The following is a 24,849-nucleotide window of genomic DNA, read 5'->3' as shown; positions in this document are numbered from 1 at the left end:
CTACGCGGCTACGCCCCGCGTCCAGGCATCCACTTCGCTCTCGACCCAACGGGCGCAGCGGTGGCCTAGCTTACGCTGCGGCGGGAAGTCACCGCGCTTCATGAGAGTGTAGATGTGGGCGCGCGACAGGGATGTACGCTCCATGACATCGCCGATTTTCAGTAGCCTCTCCGGCGGTTGTCCAGTCATGCCGCCATTTTCCTTTCTGCCTTGGTCGCGATCTTCTCGCGAGGTGGTATCCAGTAGGTAGGCGCGAATGGCGTCCCTCGGGAATCACGGGCGGGCGTGCAGTTCTTGTCCCACACCACCCACATGTAGTCGATCTTGCCATGATCGTAGGCGTTGTCGCCCAGCTGCTCGATCATGTCGCCGGGCGGCATCGACGGCCGCTCGCACAGGATCCACACGCCGATCGGCGTCTCGTCCATGAAAAGCCGATAGCGTCCTTCGCTGGCGAGCCACTTTAGCGGCAGCAGCGCGCAGACCTTGTGCGTCGCGATAGAGAGCGCCTGCCGGATGCATTTCTCCGCTAGGCCGCGCTTAAGCCGTCCGTCCTGAAACGAGAACGGCGGGTTCATGATGATCGACAGGCGGCCCGATGCTTCCAGCAGATGGCGTTGATCTCCGAAGAAATCATGCTGCCCCAGGAACAGGCGGTGGCCGGGATCCCGAGCGAAAAGGTCCGTCCCGTAGACGTGCGTAAAGCCGCGCTCCGACAGTGCCTGGGGGATGTGAAGCCTTCCGCAGAATGGATCCAGATATGTGACGTCCGGCTCCAGTTCGATGACGTCGGCCAGGCGGTGTGTGACCCACTTCTCTTCCACGTACCAATCCCAAGGATGGCGCTTGCTGCCCTTTGGGCGGGCGGTGAGTTCGCCGCTCATGCGCAGACCCTCCAGCAAAGCTGGGCGGCGTAGGAAGAAGAGACGCGTTCGACGATGCCGGCGCGCTCCATGCGCTTGAGGCGGGACAGGACGGCCGATGTCTTTAATCCACGGTATCCGTGTTCGAGCGCAAGGATGCTGCAGATCACGTATGTCATCGCGCCTGAGGGCCTGCACTTCATGGCTGTAAGTATCTTGTCGTCGGGAAGATTAAGCCTTCCGATCATGGTAGGTGCGCCTCCTGCGCAGTGTGCAAGTTGAAGATCGGGAGCGCCGTGGGCGCAGAGATCCTGCGCAAACCCGGCATAGTCAGAGTAGCCGGTGCCCATGCACCGCTGGCAGGAGGCCGCGTTCATGCCGCCTCCTGCATCGAAAAGAGCTCGATCTGTTCGGGCTCGACGTGGTCCGCCAGGAGCGCACCCCATTGAGAGGCCATGGCGAGCGCTGGCCCGGGGAAGGTCTGACTTCGGGCGCGGGCGCGATCGGCCGCGTGCTTGCCCCATCCCGAGGCTCGGTGGACCGCGCTCCATGCCTTGTGCTCGACCGTGCCGGGCTTAGGCGGCGTCAGACGATTCGTAGCGCGAAGCGGAGGCAGGTTGATCAGTTCGAGGCCGGTCGCCTTGAAGAACGGGTCGCCGAACCACCACGGCTGCACGAACTGCACCTTCCCGCGCTTGGTAAGGCGGATGGCGTGGCGATGCATGATGGGGTTTTCTACCGCCCGGCGAGGGATCTGTTTGGCATCGCGCAGGCTGCGGTAGAAAGCGGCAGCTTCCTCCATCTCGGACCAGCGCTGGGGATCAGGTCCATTTTCCTCCCGGCCATCAAGATACAGCCATCTCGCGCCCGAGTTGCACAGTACCGTGCACGGCGGATGCATGACAGCGAGCAGGTCCCAGCCATCGTCCAAGTGGTCGCGGACATCGCCACGGATATGCCGGTTGCTGCCGTCATCCGCCGGCTCGATGTCGCATGACCAAGCATCATGTCCGGCAGCGAGAAACGCGCGACGCACTACGCCGGAACGTTCGCAAGCGATCAGAACGCGGCCCATTATGCTGACGCCTCGTGGGTCCAGCGCCAGAAGCCTTGAGCGCCGGCAGCGGGAATAGGCAGGGGCCAGCGTTCGATACCGCCGATCGGCCACGCCCAGAGATGCTGCTCATCGTCCGCAAGGGGGTGGCCCGGATCCCGAGCGATCTCGGCTGCACGGACAGGCTCACCGATGATTACGGTGCCGAGCCCGGCAGACGTCGGCAGCGGTTCGCCGCCCGGCTCCCACGCGCGGCCGAGGATGGGCAGCGCCTTCTCGGCATGCAGGGTCGCGGTGATGATCGAGGCAAGCGCTTGGTCGCGCACAGATACGAACAATTCGGCCGCAAGCCGCTGGCGCAGAGGGCTGGCGCTGGCGTGGATGACAATTGGCTCGCCGATCAGCGCTGCCGGCGGGCGGCGATTCCGGAACTCGTAGGGCTTCGCGCCCGCCATTATAAGCGAGGCGAAGGGCTGGTGGACAGTAAGTGCTCTCATTTCGTGCCCCTGTCCTGGCGGCTTTTAGACGGGTCTTCCTCGCTCCACGTCTGGCCGAGAAACGATACCTCCAATGAGGCAATCATTTGCGCCGTAAGGTGGCAGCCGGTGCCGCGCTTGGCCGCTCGGGCCATTCGATCTAGAGCCGCTTGGGCAGGTCCGAAAACGTCTTTCGTCATGCCACGCCGCCTTCGCGCACTGCGGCGCTGATGCGGTTGCGGGTCCGCAGGTCGCGCTGGCGATCGGCGCGCAGGCTGATACCTGACGTAATCTGGTTGAAGTGGCGCGGGTTGATCAGCTGGTGAGCGTAGAGCGCTTCCGCGCACAGGCGCATGCGCTCTTCCACCGTCTGGTCCGTCCAGTCCTTGGCGGGTTCGAGGTAGAGGAACCTCATCGATTGTCTCCTTTGGCGCTGGCGAGCGCGTGGGCGATGATGAAAGGGATCATGAGCAGCCCAGCGATCAGGAACAGGGCGCGGGTGGCGCCCTTGATGGCGAGTTCGATGCGGCGATCGCGGCAGGGCCGGGGCGCGCAAGAGCGGCAGGCGCAGCCGATCGGGTGGACCTTCTGGGATTTGCGGCGGCCCATGATCAGTCGAGCCCAAGCGCGTTCTTGTAGGTGTCCACGATCATGTCCATTTCGCGGCGATCGTCGGGCCGCATGCGGCGCAGCTTGACGATCACCTTCATGACCTTGACGTCGTAGCCGACGGCTTTGGCCTCGGCGTAGACATCGCTGATGTCCTCACTGATGCCCTTCTTCTCCTCTTCCAGGCGCTCGACGCGTTCGATCAGCAGGCGCAGGCGGTCTTCGGTGGAATTCGTGTCAGACATGGGATTTCCTTGGGTCAGGCGGCGCGCTGGCTGGCGCGGCGGTTGTCGGAATGAAGCTGGGTGCTGGCCTGCTGCGGCTTGAACTTCTTGCGCTTGGCCTGCTCGCAGAGCGTGCAGATCTCAGGGTCGGAGGCCGACCACGTGCAATCGAAGCCCTCGGTATCAAGTTGGCTGGACCATTCGTCCCATCCGCAGGAGAGGCAGAGGCGCGGGTGCGTCTCGGACGGGGTGTCGCAAAGCTGGCGGTAGACCGTCAGATTGAGGCGGAAGGCCCGCGACATGTCCCACAGGCGCTTCACGCGGAAGCCAACAGCCTCAATCTGCGCCATGTTGCGCTCGACGTCGGGACGGTGCTCCGGGCGGTGCCAGAAGGGGCGGGATGCCTGCTCGATCGTCAGCCCGGCGGCGAGGCGGCGCATCTGGATGTAGTCCCAGGGCATTACCACGGGCCTCATCGGCTCCGGTGCAGCGGCAGGATCATCCAGCATGGACAACAGGGAGGGAACGCTACGCATGTTCGTCCTTTCGATTTCAGGATTTGCGCTCGCCGGCGGCGCGGTTGCTGTCCTTGAAGATCCAGCAGCGCACGGCGCCGACGTTGTCGTTTCGGGAGTTGACCGGGCAGACCTCGATGAAGCGGCGGTTCTTCGAGGTTTTCAGTGCCCGGATGAGTTCGGCATGGGTGGGCAGGGCCAAGCGCTTGTCGGCGCACCGGGCCTCCATCTCGTTCAGACGGACGGCGATCAGGCCCTCGTCGTGGCGGCGATGGTGATTGATGTGGCCCGAGAGCGCGGCAGCATCCTCGTTCTCCTCAAGGTAGTCGAAGCGCTCCCAGAAGAGGCTGACAACGGGATCCTCGCTGTTCACGGCGGTCTGGCGGGTCGTGGCCATCTCGACGATGAAGCGGGCGGTTGCGGCCTGCTGATCGTCGCTCAGCGGAACGATGGTGCGGATTGCATCGAGGAAGGCGAGCAGCTGGCCGTGCGTCTTGGCGAGGCGGTTGGTGCGGATCGCCGGCAGCGCCAGCAACTCGGCTTCGTACTGCGCGAAGGCCTGACGGAACCGGGCCATGATCTCGCCCTCCCGCTTCGCGGCATGGACGATGAAGCCTGACACCTTCTCAATCGGCCATTGCTCGAGGCGCTCTGCAGAGACCTTTGTGTCGGCCGACCATCCCGCCATGTCGAAGCCCAGCGACATGATGCGCTCGAGCACCGCGCGCGACGCGTTCACCGGCTCGTTCTGCTCGATGATGATGGCACCGCGGAAAGGCGGCTCGAACGTCTCCATCCCGCTATTCTTGACGCCGCGCGAGCGAACCGACCGGCCATTGTAGGCGGTCTTCAGTTCCTCCCACTCGAACCGCTTGGCGTGGCTGGCTTCCTCGCGTCGGTCGCCTTCGATCAGGACGACGGGCAGATTGCCGACCTTGCCGAGGTTGCGCGCCATCGCGGCAGGGGTGGCCTTGGCCGGGTCGAAGCCCTCGTAGTTTTCCCGGCCAAGCAGCTTCCACAGGAACTCGACCAGCGTGGTTTTGCCGGTGCCCGGCAGACCGTGCATTTCGAGGAAGGGGAAACTCTTCATCTCCGCGCGGACCTGTTCGGCGAACAGGGATGCGAAATAGAAGGTCAGGCAGACGATGCCCTTGGGGCCGTAGGCGGTCCAGAGATCCTTAAGCCAGCTGACGTCCAGATGGTCAGCGTCATAGTCGATATCGAGCAGTTTCTCCGACGTGCCCAGCTTCAGGGCCTTCTTGCCGATCTGGAAGAACTCGTTGTCGTTCGGCTTATAGACCCGGCCCCCTGACACGGCGATGGGTCCGAATATGTAAGCCTGCGAATCGCGGCAGTAGCCGGTGAAGCCGAGCGGGCGGACGTCGGGCAGGTCAGGCGTCTGCTGTTGCAGGATGCGCGTGAGTTGATTGGAGTTACCGGTCCAGACGCCGTTATAGTCCATCAACTGATCTTCGAAGTTGCTGGACTTGCGCAACTGCGCCGACGTGAACTCGCCCTTCACGGCGGATTTCTTGCCGCTGGGATAGGTGATGTTGACGAAGAACCGGGTTTCCTTGGTGGCCTCGTCCCGCTGGCGGTAGAGGATACGGAAGGCGCAGTTGGCGATCTCCTCGACCGACAGAGCCTCGCGCGAGGCCTCCTCGCGGATCTTGGCCTCCTCATCCTTGTCGATCTCACCCAGGACGCGTGTGACGCCCTTGCGGTATTCGTCGATCTTCTCCTGCACGATCGAGATGTCGATCGAGCACCAGTACGTGCGGTTGCCGAAGGTGAAGTGAAAGCTGGTCCAGCGGTGCTTATCCCAGATCAGGAAGGCCTTCTCCTGCGCCGACGCGGCGAGGAGCACCTTGCCGTGCCACAGGTATTCGGCCCGATCCTTCTCGCCCAGGCGCTCGAAGACGAGGAGGTCGTTCCAGTCGAGTTCCTTGCCGGTCTCGTCCTCGCCCATGGGCTGCGCGGCGCTAGCTTCCCAGCCTTCCTTGCGCGCCTTCTCGACGAACTCGCGCGAGGCCTTGGTGCCGGCGGCGCCGACGTCGAACGCGAAGACGATCTTCGGCTTGCGGAACGGCGTATCCGAAGCGGCGATATGGGTGCGCAGCTGCCGCAGGAACTCGCCGGGGTAATTGTTGCTCGACATCGCGGACACCGCCCGCTGCCCGGCCTGCTCCAGCGCCCACGCGTTGAAGATGCCCTCGGCAATCCAGATGCTGTCCGCCTTCGCCATGTCGTCAATCGACACGTCGGGGCGCTGCCATGCCTGCCCCTTGTAGGACTTGCCGTAAGCAAATCGCGCCTTGCGATCGAACCGGCCGGGCTGGTCGATCAGCCGTTCCCACCAGCTGCCGCCGGGCAGCGGGAAGCGCACGGTGGCCGAGCCGATCTTGCGGACGTCGTCGCGGAAATACTCCTGGGAATACGCATCGCGCATGCCGAGCAGGTTCAGGCGCCGGGCGTCGCTCAGGTATGCGTCGGCGGCGGCGTTCGGGTTTTCGGGCGTCTTCTTGAAGCGGTTCGACCACGTATCGAAGATCTCGGGATAGAGATCGCGTACGGATCCCATCCACCCGCACTTGTTGGCGCGCTCGCACTTAAGAACCCACGGGTTCGTGCCATGAGCGAATACGGAATGTTCGCTACAATCGGGGCACTTACCCCGTTGGAGGTATTCGCCTCCCTCCTTCTTCCATTTGAAATCGGCCTTGAGCAGCGGCATCAAAGCCCGGCGGATGTCTTCCCGCATGTCCATCGGTCAGGCTCCGATCTGCAAGAGGCGGTCAGCGGCATTGCGCGCCTGTTCGGCGCCGTGCTGCCAGAAGACGTGGCGCTTCGACGTAGGGCGGTAAGGATTGGTGGCGGGGCGCCCGTCCCGGAACTTCTCGGCGACCACGGCGTCCCGTCCCTCGCGGACGATTTCACTGGAGCGGATCATGCCGGCGTCCACCACCAGAGCAGCACGAACACGTTCAGCATCGCAGGCGTCATCAAGGCGAGGCGCAGGAGATCGCGCCGCGCTTCATACGGGGCTTCGCGCCAGACAGCGCGCCATGCGGCAAAGAGAGACGGTGTTGAGGCCGGCTGTGGGCGGGGCTGATGGAGCCCTGCGCTGAACTGGCTATGGTCGGGGAGGTGCATTGAAGGCTCCGGTGAGTAGGCAAAGCTGGGGCGTTCCCGGAAGCGAGCCGGGTTCGAAGGCATCAGGATCAGAAGGTCAGTTCGGCGCGACCGTCAGTTCAGGTGACGGTCGCGCTTGATTCCGGTTCGCGCGGGGGACCGTCATCGTTAGCGGCGCGGTCGTTTGCGGCCTCTCGCCATTTCGTCATCGGCAGCTTGTGCAGCGGCGTAGGGAAACGGCTTGGCCGCGTGGTGCGTGTCGCCATCATCTCCACGACGAAGACGTGACCGCACGCATCCGGATTGCGGCATGCGTAGTAGAGCTCGCGGAAGAGCAGGCTTTTTTTGCCCACCGTCTGTGCGAAAGCTCGGCCCCCGCAGGCCGGGCAGTCGACGTGTGGGAGTTGGACCCGTTGACCGGACATTACTTCATCACCCCAGTTACTTCGCGACCGACCCCATTGCCGGGCAGAAGTGCTTTGAGCCGACCGAGGAGGCGCGGAAAAAGCGCGTCTACTTCCTCGGTCTCGGCAATGGCGCGATAGATTGTGGTGGGCGAGGCACCCGGCTGTAGCGCCGCGATACAGTGTCCGAGAGCGTCGCCGGTCTCCCGCGATGCCAGGGCGATCTCTTCCGCCAGCGCAGCGCGGCAAGCGACCGGATCGACCATCGCAACGTCCAGCTGCAGCGCGTAGCATTCAAGGATAGGACCGTAGCCGCCGCCCGCCTCGACGAAGGCGCGATCGAGCGCGATCGCCTGATCTAGCGTCGGGGTGCCGCGCTGGTCGCTTTCGCTCCAGTGGCGAACAGTGCGGACGGAACGTCCGGTGATCTTTGCGGCGGCTTTCCAGCCAATCCGCCCGCAGACGGTCGTGATCGCAAGGGAGAATGAGAGGGGAGCGCGGACTTTCGTCATGCCACATCCTTCCGTTGCGCTTTAGCCGGATGATCGCAAACGACAGGATCTACACGGCGATCTAAACGCTGGGCCTGGCTGAGGTTGTAGACCTCATCGGTAACTTCCAGCGAGGCGGGATAAATGTCGGGACGCAAGAAATGCCGGGAAACACCCGTGGCATCTTCGATGCGCAGGACGCAGGTGTGAGAAACCCGCTTAGAAGTCTGGATCCACTTCCATACCGCCGTTTGCGACACACCCGCGATCCGCGCCAACTCCGATTGAGAGCCCGCGATTTCAAGCGCTTCACATAAAGCTTCGTACGGGGTCGGGGGCGTTTCCATACAACCCGACTACAACCTCGGTAATAGGTCGTCAACCGGAAAACGTTTAGAGCGTTATAACAACGAAGGTTGTAGAGCCCGGCCATGGTAAGAGGCGATAGGCTCGCGGATCGAATGAAGGCGTTGAGCCTTTCGCAGAGCGAACTTGCGCGCCGGGTAGGCGTGTCACAGGCCTCAATCTGGAAACTCATCCATGAGCCTGCGCAAGGCTCTAAGTTTCTCCATAAAATTGCTGCTGCCGTGGAAACCAATGCAGCGTACCTTATGGGCGAAACGGATGACCCTGAGCCTAGCGCAGTAATGAATTCGGAGTACAGCCGAAATGAGCCGGACGATGATCTGGTTGAAATCGACAGTATTGATTTAGCTTATGGTATGGGCGGAACCTTTCTCGACACAGACTATATCTCTGTGGAAAAGGTGAAGATGTCACACAAATGGTTGCGGCAGTTCACAAACTCGCCGCCGAGTATGTTGTGCAGCACTCGTGGCATGGGTGATTCCATGATGCCTACAATCCACGATCAGGACGTGGTGATAATCGATCGATCTCAGACTGTTCCTGAAATGGGCGATAAGATCTGGGCCATCGTTTATTCTGGCTGGGGCATGATCAAGCGTTTGCGCGCGCAGCCCGATGGCACGATCCGGATCAGTTCTGATAACCAATTAGTGCGCGATGACTTTGCCGTGCAGGCAGACTTGTACATCGTAGGTCGTGTTATCGCAGTGGTAAAAAGCGTCTGATGGGAATTGCGTCGAGTGGGCCGCCGGCAATGTCGCTTGCGGTTGTGGGTGTCGCATTCCCGAACGCAGACGGTTCGAACCGGCAGTTCGAGATCATGCTGTGCCATGCGGGCGAGATGGTTAGGTTAGTACCTGAGCCGACGAACAAAAAAGACCGTCACGCCATCGCGGTGTTCTCTACTCGCGGCGTGCAGATCGGGTATGTCAATGCAGAGCGAGCGCCCCGCGTGGGCGCTCTCCTGGCCAGCTATGACGCGCAGGCAGTGTTCCAACGAGTTGCCGACTTTGGGGCTTGGATACGAGTTTCGTTCGACGGGCAAGCGCCCGCTCTGACCGATGCCATGCTGGTCGAGCCGGAAGAACCAGACATTGCGCCGCCTGATCCTGAACCGGATTTCTATCCAGATGAGATCTGGCCGGACGATTGACTGAGATGCCCGCGTCGCGGGCGCAAAGCGGGGGGTAAATTGTGGCGAAAACGCCGAAGCTTGGGCAGCGGCTCTGTCCTAAATGTAAAGAAATCATCCAAGTGGATGCCTCTATCTGTAAGCATTGTGGAACGGAGTTCACTTCAGAAGAGGTGCAAGTTGCAAAGGCCGCCAACGGGAAGAGCACGCGAAACGCTGCTATAGGATGCCTTGGGTTGGTCTTCGCTCTTGGTTGCTGCACGTACCTGATCGGAAAGGATGGATCGGACAGTACGGACCCAGAAACGTCGGCCCCAACTGCGGAGGCTGAAGCGAGCGCCACTCCGGCCGTCGAGTTGACCAAATTGCAGACCAGCGTCGTCTCCACGATGCGTCTTGCAATCATGCGAACAATGGACTGCCAGTGGTCGGCGAAGCTGGCGCAAAGCGAAATCGACAAGGCGGCTGCCGGTCGATCGCGGGGGATCGACGCATACGAAGAGGCGAAGCGAGGATTGAAAGCCTGCTCGGACGCAATGGATGAGTTGGGCCGCACCGATCTACTGGACGAACTGCCCCTTAAAGATCGTCAGCTGGAGAAGGAGGCATTGGCCTCGTGCCGCAAGGCTGCCGCCGGCCGACACGATGCAATGAGGTTGGCTATGCAGATCATCGATGGCGACGACAGTATGGCGAACGCATCGGATTACCGTGAGAAACTTGCGAAGGCTTCAAATGACGAAGCGTTTTGCCGAATGAATTTTCTTGGTGTCGCCGAGAACGCTAAAATCCCGGATAGCGAGGTAGAGTTCGCTCAGATCAAGGCGCAAGCTCCATCTTGAGGTCGGTGCGGAACCCACCGCTTTTGTCCAGGCGGTGGGTTACTTCCGAGACCAGCCACGTTGTGCCATCGATTCCGGGCTTAAAGCCGGCCACCTCAGCGCGCGCTTCGGGATAGGCATCGGCGCGACCGAGCGCGAGCGTCATATCGAATGTCGCCGGCGCGCGCTTCAAACGGGCGGTCTCCGCTGCAGCCGCGCGTTTTGCCGACGCCTCGTCCGGATAGACCTTGCGCAGCTTCTTTGCACCTTCTGCCTTGCCGATCGTCACCGGCTTGTGCTTCGCCGCCTTCTTGTCGCGCCAGACGGCAGTCACGCCTTCCTGCCCATCGCGCTTCTGGCGCTGCCAGTTGTGGCGATCACCGTCGCGCCGGCGGATGGTCAGGGCTGGTAGCGCCTGTCCCTTGCTGGTCTGGCCGGCGCCCTTCGGCGCGAAGATCAGGTGCTTGTCCTTGATGGTGGCTACCGCATCGTTTTCCCGCCCCAGACGGCGCAGGAACGCGATGTCGCTTTCCCGGCTCTGCGACACCGTGGTGAGCGCAATCGACGCCATGGCGGGCGATATCCGGGCCGTAAGGCCATTGCGCCCCGCGACCTCTGTCAGCACTGCGCCCAAGGTGGTGTTTTGCCAGCTGTGCGCCCGGCGGTTGCGGATCTCGCTGGTGAAGTCGGCCGCGCGGGCGCGGATGGTGATCTGGTCAGGCGGGCCGCTGTGAGTGACATCATCCACCTTGAAGCTGCCCTTGTCGATCAGGCCCGGCGTCACGTCACGTCCCTGCAGCCAGCCCAGCTGCAGCTGCAGCACCGCGCCTTCAGGCGGGATGGCCAGCATGCCGTCATGATCGCTCAGGACAATGTCCAGCTGATCGGCTTCATCGCCGCGCTTCTCGGACAGGGTGAGTGAGACAAGCCGGGGGCGGATGCGATCGGACAGATCCACACCATCCATCGTGACGCGCCAGTCGGCGATGTTGTTGACAGCGTAGGTCATGCGCCGGCCGGCGCGCTGGTTACGGCAGCGGGATCATCAACGCCGAGCAGGTCGATGCCGAAGTCGATCCGGCGCGGGGTGCCGTCCGCCATGAGGTAGACCTGCCGTTCGTCGATCGCGGTGATGACGAAGTTGCCGTAGACCCGGCCGCTGCCCGTCACGAGCGGCCAAGCTTCCCCCTGATTGGCCATTGCCCGCAGGTCTTCCAGCGACACGATGCCGTCAGATAGTTCGGTGTAGACAGCGCCCGACAGGGTGACCGTCTCATCGCCCGGTCCTACGTACTGGTTGGCGTCGCGCGCGCCGATGCGCGGGGCGCGGGCGTGGCGCCAGTCCATCTTGTGCTGCAGTTCCTCGAACGGGAGAGTGCCGAGTTCGAAGAGGAACATACCAAGGGCCATCAGGTGCATGGGTATCGTCCTCAGTTATCGCCGTCGGCCATGGCGCGGCCTCGGCGCTCACGCTCGATCGCCTCCATCGCCCGACGCACCGCGTCTTCGATGTCCTGTGGATCGCTGCTAATGCCGTGAAAGTGCAGGTTGTAGGTTGCCGCGCCAGCGCTGGCGGCTGATGCAGGAGCGGCGCCGGCGACGGCCGAAGCGGCGGCCGGGGTCACTGCCGCCATCGCAACGCCGCCGGCACCGACTGCGAGCGCGCGGGTCATCTGCCCGGATAGGTCCGTGATGCGCGAGAGCGGGCCTGAGGTGTTCGCCGCAAGGCCCTGATCGAGCCCGGCCATGACGAAGCCGCCGAGGCCGGCGAAGACGCGCGAGGGCGAGTGGATGCCCAGCTTCTCCTTGAACCAGTTCGCGACCGAACTCGCCGCATTGACGATCGTCGACTTGAGCGCGCCGAGCATGCCTACCACGCCGTTGATCAGCCCCTGTATGAGGTTGCGGCCGATCTCGGTGAAGTTGAGGCCGCGCAGATAGGCGAGCGCTGGCGTGAATGCCTGGACGAGCAGCCCAAGCGGGGTGAAGTTCAGGAAGGCCTGCACGATGAAGTCCAGGGCGCCGGAGAACATCGCCTTGATGCCTGCCCAAAGGTTGGCGAACCATGCGGTGATCGCGCCCCAATTGGCGTAGATCAGGTAGGCAGCCGCCGCGACGGCGGCGATGGCCGCGACGATCAGCAGCAGCGGCCCCAGCGCAATGCCCAGCGGCGCGGCGGCTGCGGTGAGAGCGGCGAAGGCCAGCGCCATGCCACCGAGCAGGACGAGAAGCCCGGCGCCGACGCCTAGGAAGATCATCAGGCCCTTGGCGAGCACCGGGTTCTCCTGCGCCCATCCGCGCATGGCGCTGGCGGCGGTCTTCACGTAGCCGGCGACCTTGACCACCGTTGGCAGCAGCGCCTTGCCCATAGTGATGTTGAGGCCGGACAGGGCGTTTGTGGCGAGGCCGGTGGCTCCTTCGGTGGTGGCAATCCGATTGAGGAACTCGCCATGCATCGATCCCGCCGTCTTGCTGGTGTTGCCCACCAATTCGAGACGCTGCTTCAGGCCGTCGAGGTTGGTAAGCATCGGGGCGATGGCGGCGACGCTTTCCGAGCCGAACAACTGGGTCAGGATCCCGGACTGCTTGTCTGCATCCAGCTTGCCGATCCGCTCCATCACATCGATGATCGCGCCCGACGCATCCTTCTGCATGCGCTTGCCGACGTCCGTCGCTTCCAGTCCCAGCGACTTGAAGGCCGCCTGCTGGCCCTTGGTGGCGGCCTCGCCCTTGGTCAGAGCCAGCATCGTGTTCTTGATGCCGGTGGCGGCGACTTCGCTGGGAATGCCGATGGAATCGAGGGTTGAGCCAAGCGCGGCGATCTCGGGCGCGGCGAGACCAGCGACCTTACCGAGTGGGCCGATGCGCGTGATGATATCCGTGACGTTGGCTGCCTTGCCCCCGAAGCGGTTGGTCAGGGCGTTCACGCCGTCGCCCAGCGACCGAACGCCTGCCTGCGGCAATTCGAACGCGGTGCGCCACTTCGCCATCGTCTCTCCGGCCTGATCGGCGGTCATATCAAAGGCGACCCCCATCTCCGCCGCGTCATTTGTGAATGCGAGCAGCTGCTGCCGCTGATCGGGCAGCGGTTTGCCGAACTTGTCCATGCCCACGCCGGCGGCACCCGCAGCGGCGGCGATGGTAGCGAGTTCATTCGCCGCCATCGGGATCTTCTCGCTCATGTCGATGAAGTCGGTCGACATCCGTTCAACCTGCGGCCGGGTCATGTTGGTGACCTTGGAGACATCGGCCATGGCGCTCTCCAGCGTCATCGCCTGCTTCACGGCGCCCACGACAGGAGCAGCGGTGGCCGCCCCGGCTGCGATCATACCAAGCCCCATGCCGGTGGCCTTGCTGCTCATGTCGTTGAGCTTTTCCGAATTGCGCTTGGCCTTGTTGACCCGCTCCAGCTGGGCCGTCTGCTGGCGCAGGGCTCTGTTCGCCTGCTCGGTGCGTTCGGACAGGCGGTCTTCGTGCCGGGCGAGGTCGCCGACGTCGATGCCGGCGGCGGACAGGCGCGCGGACAGCTGCTGCAGTTCGGCGCCGCCGGCATCGAGGCGCGCGGTGAGCGCAGCGGCCTGCCGTTCCGCCTGCTGGAATTCCTTCGACAGCCTCTTCGTCGGGTTGTCGGTCGCGTCGATCTGCGCTCGCAATTCCGCCATGCGCGCGGTCGTTTCCTGCAACTTGCGGGTGTCGGCGCCAAAAGCCGATTCCTTGGCTTTGTAGCTGCCAACTTGTTTCTGCAGTTTGTCGAGGTGCTGCAGTTCGTCAGCGGTCTTTGCCAGATCCCGGCGCGCGGCGGACGACGCGCCGGTGATCGACTTGAGGGGCGCGGTAAGCTTGTCGAGCCCCTGCAGGATGACCTGAAGCCGAAGATTCCTGTCCGCCATTACTTCTTTCCGGTTTTAGGAGGGGGCTGCGAGCGGCGCGCAGCCTGCGCGCGCCAGGACATGAGTTCGGACAGATCCATCCCGTCCATGACGTCTGGCGACCAGTGGAAGACGATCGCCAGATCCGCCATCGCGTCGTCTACTAGTCGAGGGCATCCATGCGCTGCGACTTCTGCAGCAAAAAACCCCCGATCTCCGCGCCGCAGGCGAGCAGGTCCGCGGTCTCCATGTTGCCTACCTCCACCTCGGTGACGGTAGGCATGGAGATACGCGGCAGGATCTTGATCAGGGCATCAACCTTCAGTTGGCCAAGATCGACAAGCGAGAGGCCGCGCAGTTCGCCCGAGCGCGGCTTGCGCAGCTGCAGCGTGGCGATGGTCTGCTCGCCGCGCACGATCGGCGTGTCGAGGGCTACGGTGCGCAGGACAGGGCCGGTGCTGGCAGCGGCGATGGCAATGGTGGAAGCGTCGGTCATAGTGCTCTCCGAAGTTCAGGAATCAGATGGGCGGCCCGGCGCGGGGCCGGGCCGAGAGGTCAGAAGATGCCGAGGAGGCCGCGTCGTTCGGCCAGGCGATCGATGCCGTCCACGAACTCGATCATGTTCAGCGGATCGATCTCAAGTTCGGTGCGGCCGTTCCAAACCAGCTTGTAGTAAGCGACCGCCATGGTGACGTTGAATTCGCTGGCTTCGCCGGTTTCCTGATCGCCCATCTCGATCTCCGAGAACCGGCCGCGCACGATGACTTCGACGTGGTTGACGTCGGCGGTATCGTCCGCCTGATAGTTGCCGGCGAAGCGGATGTAGACGCCGTCAACGGTGGGCGTACCCCACTGCCGCAGCACCTGCCGCATGGGGCCGCCGCAGGTAAACGACATCTCCATCGCCTCCTGCCCCATGTCCATCTGCACTTCGCCGCTCATGCCGGCGCCGCGATAGCCCTCCATCTTGCGGGTGAGCGTGGGCAGCGTGACGGTCTTGGCATCGCCCATGTAGGCGAGGCCTTCGTTGAACAGCATCTGGTCCTTGAGGGTGCTGGGCATTCCCATGGCGGGCTCCTATGATCGAATAAAAGGGGAAAGGCGGGATGCTGGCCGGCCGCTCAGACGTCCTGCGACAGCTGCGCGGAGAAGTCGGCGAAGTAGCTGTCGGTAATGCGCTGGTTGAAACCGAGGTCTTCGAGCGGCGGGGGGACGCTGTAGTCATACTCGATGCGCAGCTTGCCGGCCTTGAGTGCGGAAACATCGTTCTGCGCCTCGTCGTACCACGCCCTTGCGCCGAGGATCACGCCGCCGGCCTTCAGCTGGCGGAAGAGGCCGTTGATGGTCTCGATGATGTCCTTGGTGAGGCTGGGGGTCAGCGGCTTGTCGATCGCCCACATCATGCCGGCGACGATCGTGTCGGCAAGCAGCTGCGCGACGCGCGTAGTGCTTTCGAACACGAAGGCGCTCTCGGCTTCGGCCGTGGTGCGGTTACCCCAGAAGCGAAGGCCGCTATCGGTGCGGACCAGCGCCGTCACTTCCGAGGCGTTGAGCACGCCGGCTTCGCTCGACGCGTCCTCGATGTCCCAATGGATGTCCTTGGTGAGACCGACAACACCGCTGACCGCCACATTGGACAGCGTCTTGTGCGGGCCGCTCTGGGTGTCGATCAGGGCGCGAAGGCCCATGGCGCGGGCGGCGGCGTAGCTAGTGATCGCAGCGCTGGTAGCAGTGTCCCAGGCGAGGAAGTCGGGCATCAGCAGCATCAGTTCGCGAGCACTGAAATTGGCCCGGTATAGGGTGGCAGCCGCCACCGTCTCGCCGATCGCGCGGGCATAGGCGAAGGCGCGCAGCTTCTGCGCCACCACGGCCAGCGCGGCGGTGACGGCCTGCGTTTCCAGACCGGGCGTGCCGAGGATTTTCGGCTTCACGCCCAGCTGCGCCTGCGCAGCCAGCAGCGCCTGCATGCCCGTCTTGAGCCCTTCGGCCGTCGTGGTGCCGATGACGTTCGTGGCGGTCTCGTCCGCGTTGGCGCCGACATCGACGCGCACGACGACAAGGATCGGCCGGGTCTGGTCGGCGATGGCGCGCAGGGCCTTCGCCAGCGTGCCGCCAACGCCGGCGCTGCCGATCGCGGTCTCGATATCGGTGATGAGCACCGGCCGGTTGAGAGGGAAGACGCCGGCGACGGCGTCGGGCGCGGTCGCGACAAGACCGATGATGGCGGTGGACACCGCCGTCAGCGTGCGGGCGCCTTCGACGATCTCGGTAACGGTGATTCCGTGCTTGAAGGGCATGAGCGTTCCTTGGCTAGAGAGACAGAGCGAAGCGGGTGCGAGCCGTCGCGGGCGCGGTGTCCGTGCGATCGGCTTCGATGTTCAGGATGGCGGCGCCCGGGCTTGTGCCGGCCGCGAGAGTGATGCGTCGCAGGCGCAGGCGATCCTCCCATCGCGTGATTGCGAGCGCAGAGGCGGCGTAGACCCGCAGGATGTTTGGTCCCGTCATGGGCTGGTCGATCAGCTCAGGCAGCAGCGATCCGTAATCGCGCCGGCCGACGCGCGTGCCGATCGGCGTGCCGAGGATGTCGGCCACCGATTCCTTAATGCTGTCGAGCCCATCGATCACGGTGCCTGCGGTGCGGGACATGCCGGCCATCAGACGGGCGCCCCGCTCTGGGCGCCGCCGGCGGCAACGCCAGTGTGCTTGTGGCTCTTCAGGCTGATGCCGCCGCCGATCACATCTTCGGAAGCCGTCACCGAAGCATTCACCGTGACATCATCGTTGAAGGTGACCGGGCCGTTCCACGTCGTCCCGCCGGGCGCATCGACAGTCGCGGTACCACCACTGGGGAGGGTCACGGCCAAAGCGTGGCTGGCGTGGTTGTAGGCGATGACGGCGCCGTCAGGAAATTCAACGTGAACGACGTCGGGATCGCTGGACGGGGCGGGGTTGGCGTCGGACCAGATACCCAGCAGGACGATGCCGCCCGCAAGGTCACCCTCGGGGCAGAAGACGACGCACTGTTCACCGACCGAAGGCGGAGACCAGACCTTCACCTTGCCCGCGCGCTGAGCCAGCCAAGGCAGGTTGCCGGTGGTAAGATCTCCGATTTCGACGGTGCAGGTTGCCGCGTCGTGATCGACGGACGCAATGGTGCCCATCTGGATCAGTTCGCCGGTCAGCTGTTCAGGGTCTGCAGTTCGCGCCATGGTGAGACCTTGGCGCGGGCCGCAGCGACTTTCGCGCCCCTGCATTTCGCTGAACGATTAGCGAAATGCAGGGGCTATGCGATCAGTTGTCGTTTGCCCGGAGCGCGTAGTTGCTGATCAGCACTTCGCGGGCGGGCCGGGACTCCGCGCCGACCGTGTAGGTGGTGTCGATCGCGTCGATGACGAAGCGTCCGAACGTCTCGCGCACGCCAGCGTTGTCGTTCAGCGACATCAGGAACTTGCCCTTGATCCCCGCCAGCTGGTCAGCGAGCGCCGCGAAGTCCGCGCGGGTGAACACGTCGGCGCCGTAGTCCGTTTCGCAGGCCCAATAGGGCGGATCGAGATAGAACAGGGCGCCGTCGCGGTCATACCGGCGGATGAAGTCCGCGTAAGGCAGGCGCTCGATGACGACGGACTGCAGGCGGTCATGGAGATCCGCAAGCATTGGCTCCAGCTTGCCGACGTCGAACCGCGCCGGCGACGACGCATCGACGCCGAAGGTGCGGCCGGACACCTTGCCGCCGAATGCCAGGCGCTGGACATAGAGGAACCGCACAGCGCGCTGGAGATCCGTGAGACGGTCGGGATCCTGCCCGAGCAGCCGCTGGAATTCGGCGCGGCTCGCGACGCGGAAGCGCAGCATGTCGACGAGGTAGGGATAGTGCTCGGCTAGGCAGCGGAACAAGGTGACGACATCGCCGGAGATATCGTTGATCGCCTCGGCTCGCGGACGGGTCTTACGGCGCAGAAAGATGCCGCCCATGCCCACGAAAGGCTCCGCATAGCTGGTGTGCGGCGTGCGCTCGATGATGGCGCAGACGCGCTTGGAAAGGTTGCGTTTTCCGCCGATGTAACCGGCGACGGGAGAGGTTGGGGAAACGAGAACAAAAGGGGTAGACATGTTGGATTTCCTGCACGATGTCCCTCCCGCGCCTGAGCGCGGAAGGGTACTCGATGGGACAGGCGTGACGCCCGTCAGAGTGCGAGTGCAGGCTCGCTGGTTTCGGGATGTGGGGACATCCGGAGCCCCCTTCCGTAAAGGGGGAATGCAGCGCCGTGAAGGCGCTTAGTCAGTGAGGTGCGAGCCTCACGAAAACGCCGCGCGCGCTTGGGCGCGTGCGAAGTCCGCGTCCAGCACCGCAACCGGATCGCGGCCCGACCGCGCGAGATTCTCGACCATGGCGCGGTAGATGCGAAAGCCGTTCATCAGGTTTCCGCCATTGGCCGCGAACGCTGCAGTCCTTCCGAATGCGAAAGTGTCGGCCGAAAAATCGAGCGCATTGTCAGCCCCCGCTGCTTGAGTTGCGATCTTCGCAGCGAGCCCGCTGGTCAGGCTTCGCAGACGCAGACCTTGGCCCGCAGCATTGCGCCAGATACCCAGCTGGCAGACGGTGCCGAAGTCGCCGGCTTCTGCGCGGACGGCACTCTGGTTCTGGGCGTTGAGCGCGGTCTGCCGCCGCGACTGGATCTGCCCTTCGGATCCGCCGCCGAGACCAAAGCCGATATTGAGCAGCGACGGATCGGTCGAATAGGGCTTGTCGGATGCGAACGTCAGAAGGCCCGCCGACGTCACCTGCCAGTCTGCCACAACCGGCAGCTTCAGATACATCATGAACAGGTAGCGCTGCGATGCACCGCCGAAGGGCGTGAATATGTCCGCGAGCACCGAAGCGGGCGCGATGATGCCGCGATCGAGGCCGCCACTCGCCAGAGCCGATGCGCTGAAGTCGAACCCGCCGCCCGCGTAATTGATAACCGCGCCGCCGCCCGACGTGCCAAGCGATACACTGCCATTGGCATGCTCGCTCATGTCCTGAACGACAGCCCCTCCGCCGGGGGCTGCGGCCGCCGGACGCCCAGCCATCGGCCCGCCGGGATAGCTCCACGGGAAGGCCAGATCGAACAGGAAGCGCACGCCTTCATTCGGCACGCCTTTCAGCACAGCGTCGCGCCAGCGCTTGGGGCGGGTGACATCCTCGGCAACGCCCGTCGCTCGAAGGTTGGGAACACCAATAGCGGCCATTTTTCTTACTCCGTGTCTTCGAGGGGTTCCCAGACGCTGAACGTCTGGCTGTCAGGGTCGCGGGCACCGCGGAAAGGCACGTCGGCGATCTGGAAGGGGTCCACGCCTTCGGTCTTCGGAAAGACCACAAGGTCGACGAGGCCGCTTGCCTTCACGCCAAGCACTATGGCCAGCGCGGTGTAATCCTTGTTGGGGGCGGTTACCGGGTTGCGCAGAACCCGGTAGCGCACGCTGTCATTCTCGGCGGGAATCATGCTGCCTTCCTCATGGGCGGGTAGAAGCTCTCGATGCGTCGCTGCGCCATCGCCCATCCGCCGAGGCCAGTGACCGGGTGGATCTTGTCGCTGTGATAGAACCTGAGGTTCGGGTTAGCGTTGGCGTCGCCGTACTCGGTCGGGTTGGCGCCATCGCCGAAGCTGTCCTGATCGCTGTCAACTGCGATCCGGAGCGTCAGGGCGCGCTTGCGCAATTCACGCTCATAGTCTGCGATCGCGATGACGTTGGTGTCGCGCTGGTTCTCGGCCGGAGTGTCGCAGGCGATATCCACGCCGGGGAGTGCGGCGCGGATGCCGCCCACCAGCGTGGTGATCTGGTCACCCCACGTGGTGACCGGAATGTTGGCGCCCTGCGAGTTGGTGCCGTCCATGTAGAGGACGCCGGTGATGTCGCACATTTGCAGCGACAAGCGGAAATTGGCGGTGTTGGCGACGGCTGCGTACTGGCCCACGCGCGAGCCGGTGGCGGCCAGCTTGTTGAAGACATAGCCAAAGGCCGCGCGGCAGAACGTCCCCCAGATCGCGCAGGATCCCGAAACCCATTCGATGCGGATAGTGCCTGCGCTCGCAGGCAGCAGGGCAGCGATGTCGATGTACTGGAACACGCCGGGATTGGCCGACAGGTCGAGGGCGGTCCAGGTCGCGCCGCCGTCGCGCGTGATCCGCGCCGCCGCGCCGGCCGCAGCGATGTAGCCGAGGCGGGCGACGGTGTTGGGATGATTGGCAGGGAAGTCCTGCTCTATCGCATCGCCTGCCTGGGTAAGCGTGGCCATCGACAGGTCGGCGGTCTGGGCGCTGTAGTACGTGCCGATGACGTTGCCGTAGTGGCGCACCGCGTAAGCCGAGCGCACATTGCCCTGCTTGAAGTTTGGCTGATTGCCTGCCGTCCAGGGCGCCGTATTGCTCGAAGTGAGGAAGCCGAAACCGGTAAAGCCCGCCCCGCCGTCGCCGAAGCGCGCAAAGCCCTCATTAGCGAACTTGCCACACCAGCGATCAGCGTTGTGCGTATAGCTGTCACCCATGCCCGCGAGGCTGACGAGCGGAAGCAGCCCGGTGGAATTTAGCGCCGTGCCGGCCTGCAGCATGGCCAGCATTGCCTTGGTTTGGCGCATCAGGCGCGGGCGGTAGGCGCCGATCGCGGGCGCGCCGTCTGGCGTCGTAATCGACGATACGCGCCCGGTGAGCGTGGCAACCGCCGACGTGTTGGTGGCGACTGCGAGAGCAAGGGCGGGATCGGTGGTGTAGAGCGCCTGGATAATGCGGTCACCCGCGTCCGTCACGATCAGGCCCATCGCGGTATCAAGGGTCTCGAACACGCCAAGCCCGGCGCTCGATGCCTGCAAGTCGGCGATCGCCGCCGAGTGTCCCTGCACGGTGGTGTGGTCGGCGACCTGACCGACGACGCGCTGCCCGGCGTCGAGCATCCAGACGGCAGCACCCGCGTCCAAGGTCTCGAAGATATCGGACGTGGTAGCGGTCGCCTGCAGGACAGCGATCGCGCCGTTGTTGGCGGTGACGGTAGGATCGGGCAAGGTGAACATTACCCGGCCGCCTTCGTCGGTGACGTACATCACCGTCGAGGTGTCGAGGGTCTCGAACGTCGAAACCTCGATGCCGGCGAGGCGCGCCCGCTCGTCGGCGGTAAAGACCTTGGCGTCGGCGGTCTCTTCGATGTCGCTGGCATCGACGACCTTGAAGGCGCCGCCCGCCTTCACCTTGGATGCAACGCTGGGCATCAGGAAATCTCCACCGGGATGGTGCCGGTCAGCTTGTTGGGGGAGCGAAGCACGATGTAGTTGAGCGTGGCGCCGGCGGCGGTGGTCACGCTGACGGTGGTTTTCACCGGCGCCTCGTCGAAGCCGTAAATCTTGTAGCTGGCGGGATCGCCCAGCGAGGCCGGATAGGCGTAGTACGCGTACTTGCCGGGCGCGGCGCTGCCCTCGACGGTCAGGCTTTTCGCCCGCGCGTTGCTCAATTCGCTGCCAGCGAGCGCGACCACGCCGGCGCTGTCGAGCGCGGCGGCATCGGCGACACCCCAGAAGCGGCGTGGCAGGACCGTGACCGATGCCGAGCGGTTCGCCGAGACGGCGCCGCCCGGTGCGGCGGCGTCGGTGACCGTCAGGTCAAAGGCGTTGCTTGCCGAGACGCCGGGGAACACCTTGGAGCGGTCGGCCGGCGCCACGGCGACGCCTTCAAGCGTCTGGCCGGTGATAGTGCCGGAGATAGTCCATGCCACGGTCACCGCGACAGACGCGCCCTGCTCGATTTGGCTGGGCGTGACGGTCAAGGCCGTGATCGACAGGCCGGGATAGAGCAGCTTGTCGAGCGCGGCGGCGACGCTGACACCGGGCTTGTAGTTAAGGAGGCCGGCGATCCCCGGCGCTTCGCTGAATTTGGCCATGGCGGTTCCCCTCAGACGCCGAGCGTTCGGATCCACACCGTCACGGTGCGATCGTCTGCGTTCCAGATGCGGATGCCGGTCGGCGCGCCGTTGGCATCGACGTTGATGCCGGCGATGCCGGTGTTGTCCTGAATGTCCGTGTTGCCGGCGACGCTGCTCACGCCGAGCACGGGGTTCACCCACGAGGTGTGGCCAACGGGCAGGACGAAGGTGACGGTGGAGTTCTCCAGCATCGAGAACGTGCCCCACGTCACCTTCTTGCCGGAGGCAAAGACCTCGTAGCCGCCGTTGGCCACGAAGTTGCGCTGGATCACGCGGTCATAGTCCGCGCCCTGATAGCCATCGAGCAGGTCGGCATCGATCCCGGAGTCGGCGCCGTCGACGGTGCGCAGCTTGTCGCGCACGTCGTCCGCCGTGTACGCACTGGCGACGAGGCGAGCGTTGATCTGCTCTTGAAGGCCGTTATCGGCGTTGCTCCGGGCTGCCGCTTCGCCATCGATCCTGCCGCCAAGCGCGGCATCTGCATTGCTTCGTGACTGAGCCTCGGCATCGATCCTGCCGCCGAGCGCATTGTCGGCGTTGGTTCGTGACTGAGCCTCGCTGTCGATTCGACCGCCTAGCGCGTTGTCCGCATCTACCCGCGCGGTCGCCTCGGCGCCGATCGCGCCGCTGAGTGCATTGTCGGCGTCGGCTCGGGCGGCAACTTCGCCATCGATCCGACCGCCGAGCGCACCGTCCGCATTGCCCCGCGCCGTGGCCTCGTTGTTGATGGCTGTCCCGAGGTTCGTGTCAGCCGCTTCCCGCGAGCCGGTCTCGTTTCCCAGCGCCGTCCACAGGTCGGCAACGTTACTGGCCCGGGTCTGCACCTCCGTGGCGATGGCCTGCAGGATTGACGCAAGCCGATCCCGCAGCTTGCGGGGCGTGACGAAGCGGCGATCGTCGTCGCCGGCGTCGACTTCGCCTTGCGTGGCGATCTCAGCGACACCGGAAATGTCCTCAGTTGCGAGTGGGTAGGCGAAGACAGCGTTGCCGTAGGCGATGTTGGACGCGAAGTCGGCTTCGAAGGCGATGTCGAATGCCAGCAGCGCGAAGGCGAGGCTTACCTTCGACATGACCGGCTCGGCACCGGTGTGGACAGCGAACAGGGTGCCGTCGTCGAGGAACAGGCCAAACCCGGTCGCGGTCCAGACGTCGGCGCTGGTGTCGTAGGCGGTGAGGTGCGTGACGTTGGCGGCCGAGGCGATGCCCGACGCCACTTCCACGCGCTTGAACTCGCCCGGCAGCGCGGTGAGCGTCGGCGCATAGTCGAATGGCGTGGCAGTCAGCCCGAGGCCGTCGATGACAGTGGGATCGGAGCCGGATGCGGCCTGGACAGCCGCGAGCCCCGCGTCGGTCAGCTTGAGGACCAGCGTGGCCATTATTCTACCTCCCAATATTCGGAGCCGTCTTCGGTCCTGAAGGGCTCGCCGATCTCCGACTGCCAGACACGGCCCCAGTCGCGGCTGTGGTCGATCGTGGTGGTGCAGTCGGCGCGGAACATGGCGCCTGCCATGCCGCCGGCGGCCATGTAGAGCCCGGCCTGTGCCTCCAGCACCTGCACGAAGTCGAAGTGCGAGCGGGCGGGCTTGGCGATGGCGACGTCGGCGATGATCGCGTTGGCCGTCTCGGGCGTGAGGAAGGCGGCGCCGATGTCGGCCGGGGCGCGCACCTCAAACGTGTGCGGCGCACGCCTCGGGTTGGCTTCGTGCCATTCGGTCAGCGTCAGCGCCGGGTGGTAGCGTTCCAGTACTTCCTCGACGGCGCGGCGCGTGCCCTTGCGCCGGTGATACGGGATCGCATCGGCAATCGCCGCGCGCTTGTATTCAACCGTCCAGTTCGTCTTCCAGTGGCTGATCGCGAGGCCCCACGCGAGCCATGGCAGGTGGCCGACCGGGCACCGCACAGGCGACCAGACGTCGCGGATGGGCGCGGTGAAGTCGAGGACGCTGGCAGCGGTCTGCTCCAGCGCCTTTTCCAGCTTCGTCGATGCCGGGGGCAGGATCGAGGGGTAGATCACTCGTTAGTCCCCGCGAGCCTGCCAGCAACGCCGGTGCAGAAAGGTGCCTGCGTGCGGGTGACCAGCACATCTGCAGCTGGCGAATTGAGGACGACGTTCTGTGCACCTTCGACGTGGGCGGCACGGAATAGCGCGGAGCGGGTGATGTCCCGCCCGACGCGGTGGCTTTCCGCGACGTAGGCTTCCACGCTGGCGAGCGAGTTGGCGAGGACGAGGGAGCCATCAGGGCCATTGAACGTGGTCAGATCGTAATCGACAAGGAACGGGATGATCTCTGCAGGCTGAACGATAACGAGATCGGTTAGGGGCCGACGCGTGTCCGCCGAGACGTATGCCTGGACGGCGTCGACCAAACGCTGCGAGGCCGAGCCGTTGCCGAGGCGGGACAGCAGCGAGACGACAACCACGCCGGGCGAAGGGCTGGTGGCCGTAGCGTCGAGCACTTCCGCATCTGCGGACAGGGCGTGGAAGAGGTAGGCGCCCTCAGGCCCGGCAACTGAATAGCCCTCCGGCGCGAGCACCATGCGGCGGCGAAACTCGGTGTCGCTCTCCATCACGGCCGGGATGCCGTTGGCCTCATCCGCAGGCGTGATGACCTTGCGCATGATGCCGTACAGGGCGGCGATGTTGTCGAGATCGGCGCCAACCGCATAGGCAGGCATGACGGCGCGTGCGGCATCATTCACGCGCTGGCGCAGCAGCTGGGCGAGGTAGGAGAACGTCTGCAGAAGCTTGGTGGCGGGATCGCTCTCGCGCCCTTCGAAGGTGACGCCGACAGCCGCCATCTCAGCCTTGAAGTGCGCGACTGCGCCAGCAAGGATCGTCTCGTAGTCCAGCGCCTCGATCAGGTCGGGAGACGGCAGGCGGGAGAGATCGACAGCGGTGAAGGTGGGATCGGCCATGGCCGCCATGTCGGGCGCACCGGT

34 protein-coding genes are annotated in these 24,849 nt (G+C 64.4%); 3 read left to right on the top strand and 31 right to left on the bottom strand.

The annotated features are described in order from the left end of the window. The 14 genes from V2S85_RS27255 to V2S85_RS07515 form a co-directional block, all read right to left on the bottom strand. The gene (locus V2S85_RS27255) at positions 1-189 is read right to left on the bottom strand and encodes a helix-turn-helix transcriptional regulator (protein WP_419198170.1); all 189 of its coding nucleotides are present in this window, start codon (positions 187-189) and stop codon (positions 1-3) included. Next, positions 186-884 carry a class I SAM-dependent methyltransferase gene (locus V2S85_RS07570; RefSeq protein WP_330702249.1) on the bottom strand — a complete coding sequence of 233 codons (699 nt, stop codon included), beginning with the start codon at positions 882-884 and terminating at the stop codon, positions 186-188. The genes V2S85_RS27255 and V2S85_RS07570 overlap by 4 nt, the downstream gene beginning before the upstream one ends. Beyond that, positions 881-1,240, bottom strand: coding sequence for an Lrp/AsnC family transcriptional regulator (locus V2S85_RS07565; RefSeq protein WP_330702248.1), 360 nt, complete (start codon positions 1,238-1,240; stop codon positions 881-883). Before V2S85_RS07565 ends, V2S85_RS07570 begins: the two co-directional genes overlap by 4 nt. Then, positions 1,237-1,938 carry a hypothetical protein gene (locus tag V2S85_RS07560; protein ID WP_330702247.1) on the bottom strand — a complete coding sequence of 234 codons (702 nt, stop codon included), beginning with the start codon at positions 1,936-1,938 and terminating at the stop codon, positions 1,237-1,239. Before V2S85_RS07560 ends, V2S85_RS07565 begins: the two co-directional genes overlap by 4 nt. Continuing rightward, the gene (locus tag V2S85_RS07555) at positions 1,938-2,414 is read right to left on the bottom strand and encodes a hypothetical protein (RefSeq protein ID WP_330702246.1); all 477 of its coding nucleotides are present in this window, start codon (positions 2,412-2,414) and stop codon (positions 1,938-1,940) included. The genes V2S85_RS07560 and V2S85_RS07555 overlap by 1 nt, the downstream gene beginning before the upstream one ends. A 175-nt stretch (positions 2,415-2,589) precedes the next feature. Continuing rightward, the gene (locus V2S85_RS07550; protein ID WP_330702245.1) at positions 2,590-2,808 is read right to left on the bottom strand and encodes a hypothetical protein; all 219 of its coding nucleotides are present in this window, start codon (positions 2,806-2,808) and stop codon (positions 2,590-2,592) included. Next, the gene (locus tag V2S85_RS07545; RefSeq protein ID WP_330702244.1) at positions 2,805-3,002 is read right to left on the bottom strand and encodes a hypothetical protein; all 198 of its coding nucleotides are present in this window, start codon (positions 3,000-3,002) and stop codon (positions 2,805-2,807) included. The genes V2S85_RS07550 and V2S85_RS07545 overlap by 4 nt, the downstream gene beginning before the upstream one ends. Positions 3,003-3,004: 2 nt before the next feature. Continuing rightward, positions 3,005-3,247, bottom strand: coding sequence for a DUF2312 domain-containing protein (locus V2S85_RS07540; RefSeq protein WP_330702243.1), 243 nt, complete (start codon positions 3,245-3,247; stop codon positions 3,005-3,007). A gap of 14 nt (positions 3,248-3,261) precedes the next feature. Further along, on the bottom strand, positions 3,262-3,702 hold the full coding sequence (locus V2S85_RS07535; RefSeq protein WP_330702242.1) for a hypothetical protein: 441 nt from the start codon (positions 3,700-3,702) through the stop codon (positions 3,262-3,264). A gap of 76 nt (positions 3,703-3,778) precedes the next feature. After that, the gene (locus V2S85_RS07530) at positions 3,779-6,322 is read right to left on the bottom strand and encodes a toprim domain-containing protein (protein ID WP_330702241.1); all 2,544 of its coding nucleotides are present in this window, start codon (positions 6,320-6,322) and stop codon (positions 3,779-3,781) included. 189 nt (positions 6,323-6,511) lie between these two features. Continuing rightward, complete coding sequence (locus V2S85_RS07525) at positions 6,512-6,691, bottom strand: hypothetical protein (protein ID WP_330702240.1); 180 nt, start codon at positions 6,689-6,691, stop codon at positions 6,512-6,514. A 301-nt stretch (positions 6,692-6,992) separates the two neighbouring features. Beyond that, positions 6,993-7,298, bottom strand: coding sequence for an ogr/Delta-like zinc finger family protein (locus V2S85_RS27250; protein ID WP_419198169.1), 306 nt, complete (start codon positions 7,296-7,298; stop codon positions 6,993-6,995). Further along, entirely contained in the window at positions 7,298-7,789 is a 492-nt protein-coding gene (locus V2S85_RS07520) for a hypothetical protein (RefSeq protein WP_330702239.1), read from the bottom strand. The genes V2S85_RS27250 and V2S85_RS07520 overlap by 1 nt, the downstream gene beginning before the upstream one ends. After that, positions 7,786-8,115, bottom strand: a complete 330-nt coding sequence (locus V2S85_RS07515; protein WP_330702238.1) for a transcriptional regulator — start codon at positions 8,113-8,115, stop codon at positions 7,786-7,788. The genes V2S85_RS07520 and V2S85_RS07515 overlap by 4 nt, the downstream gene beginning before the upstream one ends. 114 nt (positions 8,116-8,229) lie before the next feature. Here V2S85_RS07515 and V2S85_RS07510 point away from each other — a divergent pair, with 114 nt between their 5' ends. From V2S85_RS07510 to V2S85_RS07500, 3 genes are all read left to right on the top strand, one after another. Then, positions 8,230-8,862 (top strand): XRE family transcriptional regulator, encoded by a 633-nt coding sequence (locus V2S85_RS07510; RefSeq protein ID WP_330702237.1) that lies wholly within the window; start codon positions 8,230-8,232, stop codon positions 8,860-8,862. Between the two features lie 29 nt (positions 8,863-8,891). After that, positions 8,892-9,290 (top strand): HIRAN domain-containing protein, encoded by a 399-nt coding sequence (locus tag V2S85_RS07505; RefSeq protein ID WP_330702236.1) that lies wholly within the window; start codon positions 8,892-8,894, stop codon positions 9,288-9,290. 215 nt (positions 9,291-9,505) lie between these two features. Beyond that, the gene (locus V2S85_RS07500) at positions 9,506-10,111 is read left to right on the top strand and encodes a hypothetical protein (RefSeq protein WP_330702235.1); all 606 of its coding nucleotides are present in this window, start codon (positions 9,506-9,508) and stop codon (positions 10,109-10,111) included. On the opposite strand, the gene V2S85_RS07495 is transcribed toward V2S85_RS07500, so the two are convergent. The 17 genes from V2S85_RS07495 to V2S85_RS07415 all read right to left on the bottom strand — a co-directional run bounded on the left by V2S85_RS07495 (position 10,089) and on the right by V2S85_RS07415 (position 24,825). Further along, complete coding sequence (locus V2S85_RS07495) at positions 10,089-11,099, bottom strand: contractile injection system protein, VgrG/Pvc8 family (protein WP_330702234.1); 1,011 nt, start codon at positions 11,097-11,099, stop codon at positions 10,089-10,091. The genes V2S85_RS07500 and V2S85_RS07495 overlap by 23 nt on opposite strands. Continuing rightward, on the bottom strand, positions 11,096-11,509 hold the full coding sequence (locus V2S85_RS07490) for a phage tail protein (RefSeq protein WP_330702233.1): 414 nt from the start codon (positions 11,507-11,509) through the stop codon (positions 11,096-11,098). Before V2S85_RS07490 ends, V2S85_RS07495 begins: the two co-directional genes overlap by 4 nt. A gap of 11 nt (positions 11,510-11,520) precedes the next feature. After that, positions 11,521-13,980, bottom strand: a complete 2,460-nt coding sequence (locus tag V2S85_RS07485; protein WP_330702232.1) for a phage tail tape measure protein — start codon at positions 13,978-13,980, stop codon at positions 11,521-11,523. Then, a complete protein-coding gene (locus V2S85_RS07480; RefSeq protein ID WP_330702231.1) occupies positions 13,980-14,111 on the bottom strand; it encodes a GpE family phage tail protein in 132 nt (43 codons plus the stop codon). Before V2S85_RS07480 ends, V2S85_RS07485 begins: the two co-directional genes overlap by 1 nt. 11 nt (positions 14,112-14,122) lie before the next feature. After that, entirely contained in the window at positions 14,123-14,455 is a 333-nt protein-coding gene (locus V2S85_RS07475; protein ID WP_330702230.1) for a phage tail assembly protein, read from the bottom strand. Between the two features lie 59 nt (positions 14,456-14,514). Beyond that, positions 14,515-15,027 carry a phage major tail tube protein gene (locus V2S85_RS07470; protein WP_330702229.1) on the bottom strand — a complete coding sequence of 171 codons (513 nt, stop codon included), beginning with the start codon at positions 15,025-15,027 and terminating at the stop codon, positions 14,515-14,517. 53 nt (positions 15,028-15,080) lie between these two features. Beyond that, complete coding sequence (locus V2S85_RS07465) at positions 15,081-16,256, bottom strand: phage tail sheath subtilisin-like domain-containing protein (protein ID WP_330702228.1); 1,176 nt, start codon at positions 16,254-16,256, stop codon at positions 15,081-15,083. 13 nt (positions 16,257-16,269) lie between these two features. After that, positions 16,270-16,614 carry a GPW/gp25 family protein gene (locus tag V2S85_RS07460; RefSeq protein WP_330702227.1) on the bottom strand — a complete coding sequence of 115 codons (345 nt, stop codon included), beginning with the start codon at positions 16,612-16,614 and terminating at the stop codon, positions 16,270-16,272. Further along, complete coding sequence (locus V2S85_RS07455; RefSeq protein ID WP_330702226.1) at positions 16,614-17,168, bottom strand: phage baseplate assembly protein V; 555 nt, start codon at positions 17,166-17,168, stop codon at positions 16,614-16,616. Before V2S85_RS07455 ends, V2S85_RS07460 begins: the two co-directional genes overlap by 1 nt. Before the next feature lie 82 nt (positions 17,169-17,250). Further along, positions 17,251-18,069: a DNA adenine methylase gene (locus tag V2S85_RS07450; RefSeq protein ID WP_330702225.1), complete on the bottom strand. Its 819-nt coding sequence runs from the start codon at positions 18,067-18,069 to the stop codon at positions 17,251-17,253. Between the two features lie 186 nt (positions 18,070-18,255). Continuing rightward, positions 18,256-19,191, bottom strand: coding sequence for a hypothetical protein (locus V2S85_RS07445; RefSeq protein WP_330702224.1), 936 nt, complete (start codon positions 19,189-19,191; stop codon positions 18,256-18,258). Between the two features lie 5 nt (positions 19,192-19,196). Then, entirely contained in the window at positions 19,197-19,445 is a 249-nt protein-coding gene (locus V2S85_RS07440; RefSeq protein ID WP_330702223.1) for a hypothetical protein, read from the bottom strand. Beyond that, positions 19,442-21,202 carry a hypothetical protein gene (locus tag V2S85_RS07435; protein ID WP_330702222.1) on the bottom strand — a complete coding sequence of 587 codons (1,761 nt, stop codon included), beginning with the start codon at positions 21,200-21,202 and terminating at the stop codon, positions 19,442-19,444. Before V2S85_RS07435 ends, V2S85_RS07440 begins: the two co-directional genes overlap by 4 nt. Then, positions 21,202-21,867, bottom strand: a complete 666-nt coding sequence (locus V2S85_RS07430; protein WP_330702221.1) for a hypothetical protein — start codon at positions 21,865-21,867, stop codon at positions 21,202-21,204. Before V2S85_RS07430 ends, V2S85_RS07435 begins: the two co-directional genes overlap by 1 nt. Positions 21,868-21,878: 11 nt before the next feature. Next, entirely contained in the window at positions 21,879-23,285 is a 1,407-nt protein-coding gene (locus V2S85_RS07425) for a hypothetical protein (protein ID WP_330702220.1), read from the bottom strand. Then, positions 23,285-23,923, bottom strand: coding sequence for a phage tail protein I (locus V2S85_RS07420; RefSeq protein WP_330702219.1), 639 nt, complete (start codon positions 23,921-23,923; stop codon positions 23,285-23,287). The genes V2S85_RS07425 and V2S85_RS07420 overlap by 1 nt, the downstream gene beginning before the upstream one ends. Then, positions 23,920-24,825 (bottom strand): baseplate assembly protein, encoded by a 906-nt coding sequence (locus tag V2S85_RS07415; protein ID WP_330702218.1) that lies wholly within the window; start codon positions 24,823-24,825, stop codon positions 23,920-23,922. The genes V2S85_RS07420 and V2S85_RS07415 overlap by 4 nt, the downstream gene beginning before the upstream one ends. Positions 24,826-24,849: the final 24 nt, after the last annotated feature.

The sequence above is a fragment of the Novosphingobium resinovorum genome, assembly GCF_036352595.1.
GTDB lineage: Bacteria > Pseudomonadota > Alphaproteobacteria > Sphingomonadales > Sphingomonadaceae > Novosphingobium > Novosphingobium resinovorum_B.
Note: the sequence above shows the minus strand (reverse complement) of the source record. Positions and strands in the feature narration are given on the sequence as shown.